This is a genomic window from Kitasatospora sp. NPDC029367, assembly GCF_055569135.1.
In genome coordinates, this window is record NZ_JBVHYH010000005.1 from 63,701 (window position 1) to 76,945 (window position 13,245).

At 74.6% G+C, this 13,245-nt stretch carries 12 protein-coding genes; 5 read left to right on the top strand and 7 right to left on the bottom strand.

Annotated features, from left to right (window positions below):
• Positions 1-3 precede the first annotated feature (3 nt).
• From ACZ4W5_RS05065 to ACZ4W5_RS05080, 4 genes are all read right to left on the bottom strand, one after another.
• The gene (locus tag ACZ4W5_RS05065) at positions 4-225 is read right to left on the bottom strand and encodes a hypothetical protein (protein ID WP_360231548.1); all 222 of its coding nucleotides are present in this window, start codon (positions 223-225) and stop codon (positions 4-6) included.
• Between the two features lie 636 nt (positions 226-861).
• The gene (locus ACZ4W5_RS05070; protein ID WP_465652915.1) at positions 862-1,746 is read right to left on the bottom strand and encodes a DUF4184 family protein; all 885 of its coding nucleotides are present in this window, start codon (positions 1,744-1,746) and stop codon (positions 862-864) included.
• A 156-nt stretch (positions 1,747-1,902) separates the two neighbouring features.
• Entirely contained in the window at positions 1,903-2,796 is an 894-nt protein-coding gene (locus tag ACZ4W5_RS05075; RefSeq protein WP_465652916.1) for a hypothetical protein, read from the bottom strand.
• A complete protein-coding gene (locus tag ACZ4W5_RS05080) occupies positions 2,793-3,119 on the bottom strand; it encodes a PadR family transcriptional regulator (protein ID WP_465652918.1) in 327 nt (108 codons plus the stop codon). Before ACZ4W5_RS05080 ends, ACZ4W5_RS05075 begins: the two co-directional genes overlap by 4 nt.
• Before the next feature lie 269 nt (positions 3,120-3,388).
• On the opposite strand from ACZ4W5_RS05080, the gene ACZ4W5_RS05085 reads away from it, so the two are divergent.
• From ACZ4W5_RS05085 to ACZ4W5_RS05105, 5 genes are all read left to right on the top strand, one after another.
• A complete protein-coding gene (locus ACZ4W5_RS05085) occupies positions 3,389-4,588 on the top strand; it encodes a M20 metallopeptidase family protein (protein WP_465653051.1) in 1,200 nt (399 codons plus the stop codon).
• Between the two features lie 300 nt (positions 4,589-4,888).
• Positions 4,889-6,625, top strand: a complete 1,737-nt coding sequence (locus ACZ4W5_RS05090; RefSeq protein ID WP_465652920.1) for a putative Ig domain-containing protein — start codon at positions 4,889-4,891, stop codon at positions 6,623-6,625.
• 132 nt (positions 6,626-6,757) lie between these two features.
• The gene (locus ACZ4W5_RS05095) at positions 6,758-7,492 is read left to right on the top strand and encodes a 2OG-Fe(II) oxygenase (RefSeq protein WP_465652922.1); all 735 of its coding nucleotides are present in this window, start codon (positions 6,758-6,760) and stop codon (positions 7,490-7,492) included.
• Between the two features lie 12 nt (positions 7,493-7,504).
• A complete protein-coding gene (locus ACZ4W5_RS05100) occupies positions 7,505-8,077 on the top strand; it encodes a type 1 periplasmic-binding domain-containing protein (RefSeq protein ID WP_465652924.1) in 573 nt (190 codons plus the stop codon).
• Between the two features lie 174 nt (positions 8,078-8,251).
• Entirely contained in the window at positions 8,252-9,679 is a 1,428-nt protein-coding gene (locus ACZ4W5_RS05105) for an alpha/beta fold hydrolase (RefSeq protein WP_465652926.1), read from the top strand.
• Between the two features lie 24 nt (positions 9,680-9,703).
• Here the strand turns inward: ACZ4W5_RS05105 and ACZ4W5_RS05110 are convergent, their stop codons facing one another.
• From ACZ4W5_RS05110 to ACZ4W5_RS05120, 3 genes are all read right to left on the bottom strand, one after another.
• On the bottom strand, positions 9,704-10,387 hold the full coding sequence (locus ACZ4W5_RS05110; RefSeq protein WP_465652928.1) for a hypothetical protein: 684 nt from the start codon (positions 10,385-10,387) through the stop codon (positions 9,704-9,706).
• A gap of 31 nt (positions 10,388-10,418) precedes the next feature.
• Positions 10,419-11,219: an NAD-dependent epimerase/dehydratase family protein gene (locus ACZ4W5_RS05115; RefSeq protein WP_360231566.1), complete on the bottom strand. Its 801-nt coding sequence runs from the start codon at positions 11,217-11,219 to the stop codon at positions 10,419-10,421.
• Between the two features lie 150 nt (positions 11,220-11,369).
• Positions 11,370-13,010, bottom strand: a complete 1,641-nt coding sequence (locus ACZ4W5_RS05120; protein WP_465652930.1) for an alkaline phosphatase family protein — start codon at positions 13,008-13,010, stop codon at positions 11,370-11,372.
• Between the last annotated feature and the right edge of the window lie 235 nt (positions 13,011-13,245).

A 13,245-nucleotide genomic window follows, 5' to 3' on the forward strand; every position in this document is an offset into this window, starting at 1 on the left:
CGCTCACCTGCGCCGGCGTCCGCGGGCGACGGCGGCGACCAGCCTTCTGGTCAGCTCGGCCGCGGCGAAGACCGCTGCGCTCGACAGGGCGATGATCGTCTCGGTGGACACCCCGGCCAGGGCGAGAACGACGACCGCGGTCAGGACACCCAACGCCAGGACGACGACCGGAACGGGCAGCACACTGCTGCCCGCCGCCGTCCGCCGCGGACGCGGCACACTCATACGAAGTCCCTAAAATCGAAATGACGTTCAATCGAGTCTTGAAGACCCGGGCCGGAGATTGCAGCTCCCGCCCAGCACCCGGCGTTCATTCTCGGGTACGACGAGCCTCGTGATTTCCCCGAACGGCCCAACCGGCATTCCTCTCTGAAAGAACATCGCATGATCAACGGAGGTATCCGCAGCTCGCGGCCACTGTGAGCGCCCCCGCACACGCCGGATCGCGCCCCTGTCCGGGTTTTCCTCCCCGACGAACGCCACTCCCGGTATTTCTTGCGCAGCAGTCCGGAACCCGCCGCAACAATCTCGCCCGGCGGAACGGGAAAAGGCCCAGGTCATCCGCCGCCGACCCGGGCGGCTCCACCGCAACCGCCACCGCTCCGTCCGGCTCCGCAGCACGCAACTGGGCGTTCCGGTCGCGCTCCCCGCCAGCCTTGAACCCGAAGTCCCGGTCGCGAGCAATCGACACCCAGGGACCACGGCCGCCCTCCGATGCAGCGGAGCCGGCCACCGTCCGGACCCAGCGTCCGGCCCTTCGGGGGCGCCCGGCGGGCGCCCCCGAAACGTCGAACGGCAGCGAAGTCCTGCCTGGCAGGCGGGAGTTGCCGACCCATCGGGCGGCAGGACGGCCCGTCGCGGTCAGGCCGTGGTACCGGCCTGTGCGGCGCCCGTGCGGCCGCGCAGCGCGACGGCCGCGTGGCGGGCCCACCAGGCGGCGGTGTACAGCGCCAGGGCGGCGATCAGGCCCGCGCCCGCGCCCTTCGCCGCGTCGGAGAGCACGCCTTCGAGCAGGACGTCCAGCGGCCGCCCGCCGGCCACCGCCTGCGGGCCGGCCAGCCACCACCAGGCGTGCGCGACGGCCCCGGTGGCCGTGCACAGGGCCAGCGCCAGCAGGACGTGGCGGCGCCGGCCCGCGATGGCGACCAGGCCGCCGGTGATACGCAGCCGGGACCGCCGGCGCCAGCCGAAGACGGCGATGGCGGCCAGGCCGCCGATGGTGCTGGCGTGCTGCAGGGCCCGCGCCCAGCTGAGGCTGCCGGCCAGGGTGGTGTTCAGCCAGGGTGCGCGCGTGACCACGAAGCCGTCGAAGTGGGTGAAGGAGTCCCAGACCAGGTGGGTGGCGAGGCCGATCAGCGCGGACAGCAGGACCCACCCGGCCCGCCGCGCCACCGCCCCGGCCGTACCGGGTGCACCAGGCGTTCCGGCCGTACCGGGCGCTCCGACCGTCGGCGCGGCGGGCGACGGAAGCGGCAGCAGTGCGGCCAGCGGCCGCCGCCCGGCCAGCAGGAGCGCCCACAGCGCGAGGGTGTACGGCAGGCCGACGGTGAGGGCGCCGGGCAGGGTGTGGGTGGTGGTGGCGTTGGCGAAGGGCTCGTACCAGGACTGGGCGCTGACCGGCAGTCCGGTGGCGACCAGGAAGTACGGCAGGTCCGGCGCGACGGCCCCGGCCACCAGCGCGGCCCTGCTGAACGGCGTGCGCAGCAGGGGCAGGACGGCTGCCGGGTGGGACAGGGTGAACGGCATGGGCATCCTCTCGCGCGGGCCCGCCGGATCCGGTGGAGCCGACGGCCCGATAGTCCGTTGAACGGAATGCTACGTCAAACGGAGTAACACGAGCGCGACGAACCCCGCCGAGCGGCCGGTACGGGTCCTACCGGCCGCTCGGCGGGGTCGGATCGTTCAGCGCGGGGCCCGGCCCAGGCGCCCGGCGAGCGGGACGGCCGCCAGGGCTGCCGTCAGGACGGTCGCCAGGGCGGCGAGCGCGGTCGGATCGCCCCACGCCACCGTGCCGGCCTGGGCGAGCAGCGGCGGAGAGGCCAGCGCCAGCGCGGCCAGTTCGCGGGTGCCCCGGGAGCCGTTGCGCCAGGCCGTCACCGCCGCGGCCGCGGCGAGCACCAGCAGCGGCCAGCACCCGTAGTCGGTGCTGACCCAGGGCACGGCGTGCGCGGCCACCGCCGCCAGGGGTATCAGCACCAGCGCGACCGCCACCCCGGCGGTGCCCGCCCGGCCGGCCGCCAGGGCCTCCGTACGCCGGTCCGGCGGGCCGCCGAGCAGCGCGGCCGCCGCCAGCACGGCGGCGGCCGGGCCGGCGACCGGGTCGCCGAACGCCGGACCGCTGGCCACGGCGGCCGCGGCGAAGGAGAGCAGCCCGGCCACGGTGCAGGGCACGCCCGCCCGCCACCGTCCGGCCAGGGCGGCCGCCGCCCCCGCGAACACCAGCAGCGAGGAGAGCAGCAGCGCGCCCCACAGCCCGGACAGGTCGGACCGGAGTTGCAGCCCCAAGGGGGCCGGTGAGGCGGCCACGCCGGCGTACCAGCGCAGCAGGTGCAGTCCGCAGGCGGCGGCCGAGGCGGCCAGGACGAGCGGGTACGCCGTCCCGAGCACCCGCGCGGCGGCGGAGCCCGGCCCCAGCCCCGCGCGCAGCCGCAGCGCGTGCCCCGCCAGTTCCGCCGCGTCCCGCAGGCGCGTGCCCAGCGGCTCGCCGGCGGTCATCTCACGGTAGGTCGCGGCGATCTCCGCGCCGTGGGCGCGCCGGTAGGCGGCGGGGTAGAGGCGCAGCAGGTGGTCGATCATGTGCCGGTCGCCGCCGGGCGGGCGGCGGACAGCCGGCGGGTGGCCTCCCGGGCCGTCGCGGCCAGCCGTTCGGCCTCCGCGGCCAGCCGCTCGCGGCCGGACGGGGAGAGGGTGAAGATCCGTCGGGCCCGGCCGTCGACGACCTCCTCGCATTCGACCTCGATCAGGCCGTCGGCCAGCAGGCGGTCCAGGGCCCCGTACAGGGCCCCGGTGCGCAGGGCGACCCGGCCGTCGGTCATCGCCTTGATCTCCTGGGCGATGGCGTAGCCGTGCCGGGGGGCGTCCGCGAGGGCGGTCAGGACCATCACGGTGGGTTCTTGCATCACACGCTCACTCACCCCATGAAGATAGTCACTCCGTCGGACCATCTCAACGAACCCGGAGGTCGGCCGTGCCCCGGAGCGTTTCCCGTGGCGTCCGGAGCGGATTCCCGGCCGTCCCGTGTGCCGGGCCGGACCGGGGTGGGCAACCTCCGATCATGGCACCAGCCGCCCCGGGCTCCCCCGGGTCCGTCCACCCCTGGAGGTCCCCCGTGTCCGACCTGCCCAGCGCCGCCCCCGGCGCGCCCGCCGCACCGTGGGAGCGGCTCGACCTGTCCGAACTGCTCCGCTCGGCCGCCCGCCTGCAACCAGAACTCGCGCTACTCCGACGGGAGTTGCACCGCCATCCGGAGCTCGAACTGGACCTCCCCCGGACCCAGGCCCGGCTGCTCGCCGCGCTCGACGGCCTCCCCCTGGAAATCTCCCTCGGCAAGGGACTGAGCTCGATCACCGCCGTCCTGCGCGGCGGCCGACCGGGCCCGAACGTGCTGCTGCGGGCCGACATGGACGCGCTGCCGGTGCAGGAGGGCACCGAGCCGCCGTACGCCTCCGAGGCCCCCGGGGTGATGCACGCCTGCGGGCACGACCTGCACATGGCCGCGCTGGTCGGCGCGGCCCGGCTGCTGTGCGAGCGGCGCGCGGAGCTGGCCGGGAACGTGGTCCTGATGTTCCAGCCGGGCGAGGAGGGGGCGGACGGCGCCCGGCTGATGGTCGAGGCGGGCGTGCTGGACGCGGCCGGGGAACGGGTGGTGGCCGCCTACGCCCTGCACGTGGCCGCCGCCATCCTGCCCAACGGGGTGGTCGCCACCCGTCCCGGGCCGGTGCTCGCCGCCTCCGACACCCTGCGGGCCACCCTGCACGGGCGCGGTGGGCACGGCTCCAGCCCGCACTCGGCGCTCGACCCCGTCCCGGCGCTCTGCGAAACGGTCCTGGCGCTCCAGTCGATGGTGACCCGCCGGATCGACGCCTTCGACCCGGTGGTGCTCACCGTGGGCACGCTCGGCGCCGGTACGGCGGCCAACGTGATCCCCGACGAGGCGCGCTTCGAGGCCACCATCCGCTCCGTCTCGCCGCGTTCGCGCGAGCTGGTGCGCACCGAGGCCCTGCGAGTGGTGCACGGGATCGCGGCGGCCCACGGGCTGGAGGTGGCGGCCGAGGTGGAGCCCGGCTACCCGGTGACCGTCAACGACCCGGTGGAGACGGAGTTCGCGTCCGGCCTGGCGGCCCGGCTGTTCGGGTCGGGGCGGTACCTGGAGATGCCCCAACCGATCGCCGGCTCGGAGGACTTCGGCGTCCTGGGCGAACTGGTCCCGTCGGCGTACCTGCTGCTCGGTGCCGTCCCGGCCGACGGGCGCGACCCGTTCACCGCGCCCTACAACCACTCCCCGGAGGCCGAGTTCGACGACGGCGTGCTCGGCGACGGCGCCGCACTGCTGGCGGGCCTGGCCCTGGGGCGGCTGGCCCGGGGGTAGCGACTCCAGGTAGCTGCTCCGGTCACCGGAGTCCCCGCGCCGCCCGCCAGGGTCCCGTCCCCGCGGCCCTTGCCTGAGCCCTCGTTAAAGGCTTCGGCAAGGGCCGCGCCCCGGGCGCGGAGGTCCGGTGGCCCAGCCGTGTCGCAGCTGTGCAGACTTCCGCCGAAAGGCCCGACGGCGCACTGATGAGCCGTTTCGTCGCGTTCCGTTCAAGCTCCGATTACCCCATCATGGGACGGTGCCACTGCGCCTACGCGCGTAGCTCTCCCCTGCATCCCCACAAGCCAAGGGACTTGACCCATGCTCAGACGCGTCAACGCGACACGCCCGCTCGCCCTGGGCGCCGCCGTCCTGACCGTGCTCGCCGTCGCGAGCACCGCCCCCCACCCCGCCGCCGCAGCCACCACCGCGGCCACGAGGACGGCCACCGCCTCCGCGACCACCACCACCCAGCACCGCGTCCTGTTCGACAACAGCAAGGCGGAGACCGCCGGCAACGCGGACTGGATCATCAGCACCAGCCAGCCGGACCCGCTCGCCGAGAACGCCGCCCCGCAGTCCGAGACCGACTGGACCGGCGCCATCTCCAGCTGGGGCGTCGCCCTCCAGAAGACCGGCCAGTACAGCCTCAAGACCCTGCCGAGCGGCTCCGCCATCACCTACGGCACCGGTGGCGCGCTGGACCTCGCCAACTTCGACGAGTTCGTCCTGCCCGAGCCCAACGTCCGGCTCAGCGACGCCGAGAAGACCGCGGTCATGACGTTCGTCCAGAACGGCGGCGGCCTGTTCCTGATCTCCGACCACACCGGCAGCGACCGCAACAACGACGGCTGGGACTCCCCCGCCGTCATCAACGACCTGATGACCGCCAACTCGGTCAACAGCAAGGACCCGTTCGGGCTCTCCGTCGACCTGCTCAACATCCAGACCGACAACCCGACCGCCGTCAACGACGCCACCGACCCCGTCCTGCACGGCCCCTTCGGCACCGTCACCGGCAGCATCATCCGCAACGGCACCACTTTCACCCTCAAGCCGGCCGACAACCCCGCCGTCAAGGGCATCGTCTACCGCACCGGCTACTCCGGCACCACCGGCGCCTTCTTCGCCACCAGCAGCTTCGGCAAGGGCCGGGTCGCCATCTGGGGCGACAGCTCCGCCATCGACGACGGCACCGGCGAACCCGGCAAGACCGTCTACAACGGCTGGAACGACCCGGCCGGCACCGACGCCGCCCTCGGCCTCAACGCCACCGCCTGGCTCGCCGCCGGCGGCAGCGGCAGCACCACCGGCAGCGTCACCCTCACCAACCCCGGCGCCCGCACCGCCACCGCCGGCACCGCCACCAGCCTCCAGCTCTCCGCCACCGACACCGCCGGGGGCACCCTGGGCTACAGCGCCTCCGGCCTGCCCGCCGGCCTGAGCGTCAACGCCACGACCGGCCTGATCAGCGGCACGCCGACCACCGCCGGGACGTACTCCGTGACGGCCACCGCGACCGACTCCACCGGCCCGTCCTCCTCCGTCACCTTCACCTGGACCGTCCAGCCCACCGGCGGCGGCACCGGCTGCACCGCCGCCCAGCTGCTCACCAACCCCGGCTTCGAGGCCGGCTCAACGACCGGCTGGACGGAGACCAACACCAGCGGCACCAGCACCGTCAACAGCAGCTCCAGCGAGCCGCCGCACTCCGGCAGCTACGACGCCTGGCTCGACGGGTACGGCAGCACCAACACCGACACCCTCGCCCAGACCGTGACCCTCCCGGCCGGCTGCAGCAGCTACACGTTCAGCTTCTGGCTGCACATCGACACCGCCGCCAGCAGCACCACCGCCTTCGACAAGCTGACCGTGACCGCCAACGGCACCACCCTGGCGACCTACTCCAACGTCAACGCGGCCACCGGCTACCAGCAGCACAGCTTCAACCTGTCCGGCTACGCCGGCCAGAGCGTGACCCTCAAGTTCTCCGGCGCCGAGGACTACACCAAGCAGACCTCCTTCGTCCTCGACGACACCGCCGTCAACGTCTCCTGAGCCACGGCCGGTCGCCCTCCCCGCCGGATGAGGAGGGCGACCGGCGCGCCCCGCCACCGCCCTCGGCCACGCCGACACCTCCCGGTCCGAAAGCCGCCAGCGACGGACACCGGCGGGCCGGAGACTGGGCCCGTGAGCACCCGAACCACCACTGCCTCCCCCGCGCCCGTACGGCAGCGCGTCGACTCGGCCGACTGGCCCGCCCTCGCCGAAGAGCTCGACGCCCACGGCTGCGCCCTCACCCCCCGACTCCTCACCCCCGCGCAATGCCGGGACCTCGCCGCCCACTACGACCACGACGAACTGTTCCGCAGCACCGTCGACATGGCCCGCCACCGCTTCGGCTCCGGCCGGTACCGCTACTTCACCCACCAGCCGCCGCCACCCGTCGACCCCCTGCGCCGGGCCCTCTACCCGCACCTGCTCACCGTCGCCCGCGACTGGGCAGCGAAGCTCGGCCGCCCCGCGCCCTGGCCCGACTCCCTCGACGAGTGGCTGGAGCGGTGCCACGCGGCCGGACAGGCCAAGTCCTCGCAGATCCTGCTCCGTTACGGGCCGGGCGACTGGAACGCCCTGCACCGCGACCTCTTCGGCGACCTGGTCTTCCCGCTCCAGGTGGTCATCGGCCTCGACCGGCACGGCACCGACTACACCGGCGGCGAGTTCCTCCTGGTCGAACAGCGCCCCCGCGCCCAGTCCCGCGGCACCAGCACCGTCCTCCCCCAGGGCCACGGCCTGGTCTTCACCACCCGCGACCGGCCCGTCCGCTCCGCCCGGGGCTACTCCGCCGCCCCCGTGCGGCACGGCGTGAGCACCGTACGCTCGGGTCGGCGCCACGCCCTCGGGCTCGTCTTCCACGACGCCTGAACCGAGGACACCGTGCCCACCCCCGGACCCGCCGACCGGCGCCCCTTCCGAGCACTCGGCCCGGCCGAACGCTCCGCCCTCCTCTCCGCCGACCGGCCGCTGCCCGCGCCCGCCCCGCACACCGAAGCCGAACTCACTTCCCTGATAGGGCTGTTGGCGGCACACCGCCCCCGGGTGCACACCGTGGCCGTGGGCCACAGCCGGGACGAGGCCTCCCGCGCGACCGCCCGGGCCCTCGCCGACGCCTGGCAGGCCACCGGAGGCACCGTCCTCACCGTCGTCGACTGGCCCGAACAGGCCGCCTCCTGGCTGCGCCCGGCCCGGCGCCTCACCGCCCAGCAGCCCGACGCCTGGGTGACAGCCGCCGCGCCCCTCGGCTGGGCCCAACTGGCCCGGCGGCTCCAGCACGGCACTGCCCGGACCGCCTGGAGCGCCGAACGGACCTTCGGCTCCGCCGCCCTCGCCGAGCGGCGCACGATCGCCCTCGCGGGCCCCGACACCCTGCACGGCCTACGCGGCGCCACCGCGCACGGCGGCACCTGGGAGGTCCGCGACGGGCGGCTCACCACCGGCCTGCCCCGCTGAGGGGGTGTCGAGCATCGAGTGGCGCCCTCTCGCTCCGGGCCGTCCCGGTCCTGACGGCCCGTTGCCGGAGCGAATCGCGTCCGAAGGCTCGCCAACGAAGCGTCCCGGTGCGCAGGCTGGTTCCCCGACCGCGTCCACGCGGACGCGGCGCGAGCGGAAGGAACCCGGACACCCATGACGACCGTGACGAACCCGACCGTCCCGACGGCACCGACGCGCAGACGCGGTCGCACCGCCGCCTTCCTGGGCGCCGTCGCGGTGCTGGCCACCACCAGCCTGGCGGGGCCCGCCGTCGCCGCCCCGGCCGAACCACCACGCCACAGCGGCGGCGTCGCCGGGCAGGCACCCTGCCCCGACGCGCCCGAGTTCACCTGCGGGACCCTCACCGTCCCGCTCGACCACAGCGGCGCCACCCCCGGCACCCTCGACCTCCAGGTCGCCTTCACGGACAACAGCAGGCCGCCCAAGGGCGACCTGCTGTTCCTCTCCGGCGGCCCCGGCCAGTCCAGCGTCTCGTCGATCCGACGGATGGCGGGCAAGCTGGAGCCCGTCCTCAAGGACTACCGCCTGGTGGTGTTCGACCAGCGCGGCACCGGCCGGGGCGCCCTCCAGTGCCCCGGCCTCCAGGAGGACATGGGCTCCTCCGACCTCGCTGTGCCCCGCAAGCAGTCCGTCCTCGACTGCGCCGCCGCCCTCGGCCCGAACGCCCGTTACTACAGCAGCGCGGACACCGTCGCCGACATCGACCTGCTGCGCCGCGCCCTCGGCGACCGGCGCCTCACCCTGGACGGCGTCTCCTACGGCACCGTCGTCGCCGAGCGTTACGCCCTCGCCCACCCCTCCCGGGTGGCCCGCCTGGTGCTCGACTCGGTCGCGCCGCCGAGCGGTTTCGACCCGCTCGACCTGGCCGCGCTGCCCGCCACCGCCCGGGTCCTGCGCGCCGCCTGCCGGGCCACCGGCTGCACCACCGACCCGGCCGCCGACCTCGCCGCCACCGTGCGGAAGTACGGCAACGGCGCGCAGATCCTCAGCGCGCTCACCGGCTACGAGTTCATCGACCCGGACTTCGGCGGTGTCCCGGAGATCCTGCACGAGGCAGCCGCCGGGCAGCCCGCGAAGCTCCAGGACTTCTTCGCCCTCGTCCACCGCGAAGTCGACGCCGCCCCGGCCGAGGACCTCAGCCAGGGCCTGCACTCCGCCACCCTGTGCGCCGACGGGCGCTTCCCCTGGGGCAGCACCGACACCCCGGTGGCGGGCCGGGCGGCCGCGCTGGAGCGCACCCGGCAGCAGCTGACCGCCGAGCAGACCTGGCCGTACGACCCGGCCACCGCGACCGGCCTCGGCAGCCTGCTGGTCTGCCTCGACTGGCCGCGCGAGCCAGTGCCGCCGCTGCCCCCGGCACACCGCAAGCTGCCCGATGTGCCGGTGCTGCTGCTCGGCGGCGATCGGGACCTCGCCACCCCGTACGAACTACTCTACGAACAGGGCGAGTTGGCACACGACCCGGAGATCGTGATCGTGCCCGGGGCGGCGCACTCGGTGCAGAACCGGGCGGCCGACCCGGCCGGACGGCAGGCGGTCTACGACTTCCTGCTCAGGTAGCCGGAGCGGCGCGGAGCGGCCGGTCTACCCCTCCGGCGGCGAACCCGGCGCGGTCGGCACGCCCGGCGCGCTCTGCACGGGCAGGTCGAGGGCCCGGGCGAGGGCGGCGATGACGGGGGCCCGATGAACGGGCGGCAGGTACTGCCGGGCCCAGTCGGCGGCCAGCCCGAGGAAGTCGGCCAGATCCCGTTCGACCCCGGCGAGCAGCCCACCCAGGTCCGCGACGGGCAGCACGATCACCGGACTGTCGGGCTCGTCGGCGTTGACCGTGAGCCGGACGGTGCGGCCGAACCGCTCCGCGACCGGGGAGACCGGCTCGTGCCCGTAGCCGACCAGCCCGCCGTGCTCCGCCAGCCCGTGCCAGTCCCGCCAGTCCTCCAGACCGTCGCAGCAGCCGGGCTGGAACACGATGCCGGTGGCCCGGTCGGTGACCCGCAGCCCGCCCGCCGCGTACACGTCCTCGACGGTCAGCAGTCCGTACAGGAAGGAGCCCAGCGGGTCGGCCGGCCGGGGCGGCCGCTCGCCCTCGGGATCGAGGTCGGGACCGCTGCCGTTGCAGCGGGCGACCAGCAGCACCGCCGTCCCGACCTCGGCGGGCGACAGCCCGCCGTCGAGGGCGAGGAACTCGGCGGACCCGGTGTCGGCGACGGGCCAGAGGTCGAAGTCGTCCAGGGGGCGCGCCTCCAGGACGGGCTGCATCACGATCATCCGGCCGAGTCTTCCATGCCCGGGGCGGCCGTCATCGCCCGGCCTGGGTGAAGCGGCCACCGAGGTAGCGGTGTTCCGGGTCCTCGGGGGACAACTCGCCCAGTTCGGCGATCAGTTCGGCGGCGAAGGGCTCGGCGTCGTCCTGCGGCTCGTAGCCGAGCGCCCGGGCCGTCGAGAGGTCCCACCAGGCGCGGGTGTTGGCGGATATCCCGTAGGCCACGGTGTGGCCGGTGACGGGGCCGGTGAGTGCGGCGTGTGCGAGGCGGGCCCAGTCACCGGGGCTGAGCCAGGTGGCGAGCATCCGGATGCTGCGCGGCCGGTCGGTGAAGGAGCCGATGCGCAGCGAGACGGTCTCGATGCCGTGCCGGTCGGCGTACAGCGAGGCGAGGCTCTCGCCGAAGCACTTGGAGACCCCGTAGTACGTGTCGGGCCGCTGCGGCGCGTCCACCGGCACGGTGCCGCCGTCGGCGGGCCGCTCGGTGAAGCCCGTCGCGTGGTTGCTGCTGGCGTACACGATCCGGCGGACGCCGGCCGCCCGGGCCGCGTCGTACAGCCGGTAGGTGCCCTCGATGTTGGCGGCCAGGATGTCGGCGAACGGCGCCTCCCCCGGGATCCCGGCCAGGTGGACCACGGCGTCGACCCCGTCCATCGCCGCCGCCAGCGCCTCGACGTCCAGCAGGTCGGCGGTGACGGCCCCGGGCTCGCCGGGCACGGGCAGCCGGTCGAAGCTGCGCAGCCGGTGGCCGTACCCGGGCAGCAACTCCCGCAGGCAGCTGCCCATCCGGCCGGCGGCTCCGGTGATCAGGACCTGACCGGGCTGGTTGACCGTCATTCGTTCCCCCTGGGTTCCTCGTCGCGCGTCGTCGGACCGAAGGGCCTGGTCCGACGACGCGCGACGATACCTGACGGAACGCCAGGGATCAGGTGACTATCCGCAGTTCCCCGGGGCGGCCGGGGCAGGCCGCCGGGCGGTTCACCGAGGTCAGCGGACGGGCAGCACCCGGGTGTGCTCCGCGCGCACGGCCTGGAGGGCGTGCGGCCGGAGGCCGAGCAGGTCGAGGATGGTCGGGGCGATCTGCTTGGTCTCGACCTTCTCGTCCCGGCGGACGCCGCCCGGGGTGGCGGCGCCGGAGACGACGAGCGGGACGTCCAGGTCGTCGGCGTGGTCGCCGCCGTGCTCGGCGATCTTGCTGCCGCCGGTGTAGACGACGCCGTACTGCGCGACGCCGAAGACGTCCGGCACCCGCGGGTCGCCCGGGGCGACGCCGAAGTGGTCGGCGGCCTCCGCCCCGGCGTAGACCTGCTGGACGCCGCCGCCGGTGAACGGGCGGGCCTTGCCGTCGATGTCGACGCCGTTGCCGTGCTGCGCCAGCAGGTAGGCCTTGGCGAAGGAGGTGGCGGCCGCGGAGCGGTCGTTGAGCCAGAGCAGCACGCCGTCGTCGTCGACCGCGTGGGCGACCAGGGCGCCCGCGCCCGGGTGGGCGGCCTTCCAGGCGGCGTCGAGGCCTGCGAGCAGCGGGCCGTCGTCGATCCGGTTGAGCGCGGCCGGGTCGGTCGGGGACTGGCCGTGCTTGGCGGAGAGGATGACGGTGGTGGAGCGGTCGAGGTGCTGCCTGCGCAGTTCGGCGGTCAGCGCGCCGATCTGCTGGTCGACGTACGCCAGGTTCTTCTCCACCAGCGGGCCGGGCACGCCCTTGCCGACGTAGCCGCCCCGGAGGCCGTCGGAGCTGGCCAGCTTCTGCGCGGTGGAGACGGACTGGAAGTTCAGGCCGAAGACGGCCGGGGTGCCGACCCGCTGCGCACGGCTGTGGTCGTAGCCGTCGATCTCGTTGAGGACGGCCTGCACCTTGTACGAGTCGTACTGCTCGGTGGCCTGGTTGTCCTTGGTCCAGTCGCCCTTGTAGCCGGTGGCGTTGCTGTTGACCTCGGGGGTGAAGAGGTCCTGGATGCCTTCGCCGGAGGGGCCGTTGAGGATGTCGTAGGCCGCGTGCTTGTCCGACCACGCGGTGCGCAGGCCGGCCTGGCGGGCCACCTCGAAGACGGTGTTCACCTGGAGGTAGGAGTGCGGCTGGACGGGCCGGCAGGTCCGCGGGTCGACCGGCAGCTTGGCCGGGTCGATCAGGGTCCGCGGGTCGCCGGTCATCCGCAGGATGGAGCCGGGCAGGCCCGGCAGGCCCTGGCCGGCGTCGAGCGCGTCCTTGTTCCGGTCCAGGTCCTCGGTGAGGTCGACCTCGGCGCCCGGCTTGGCGTGCGCGCAGTCGGTGGTGCCGGCCGGGAGCAGCGCGGCGTCGTAGCTGTCGTCGTAGTAGACGCCGGTGGTGCCGGGGCCGCCGCCGGTCAGCTGGGCGACCATGCCGGGGAAGGAGTCGGACGGGTCGGTGGTGGCGGCGTGGGTGTACTCGACACCGCCGCGGACCAGCCGGGCCAACGCCGACTGCGGGTGCGCGGCCACGAAGCGGGCGAGGTCCGACTGGTGCAGACCGTCCACCGACACCAGCAGGACGTGCTGGGCCCGGTGGGCGCCGCGGCCCTCCTCGGCGGCGGCGGCCTGGGCGACGGTGGATCCGGCCAGCACACCGGCGGCGCCGAGGGTGGCGGCCAGTCGGACGTAACGACGGGTCACGGAGTTCTCCTGTGGAGGGGGGAGGGGAGGTGACTGCGGCGGTGCGGCCCCCAGGGTGGGAGGCCCCGGTGTACCGGTGGCGGCCGGAACGTGAACAGCACCGGTCCGCCGCGCCGGGCGGCCCGGAATTTTACCCGCCGCCCACCAAGGCCTTGCCCTGCCATGGGACTTGATACGGGGGTAGGGTCGGTTCGGCAGGGTCAGTGGGCGCCTCCGGGCACCTGAACGGCCCAAC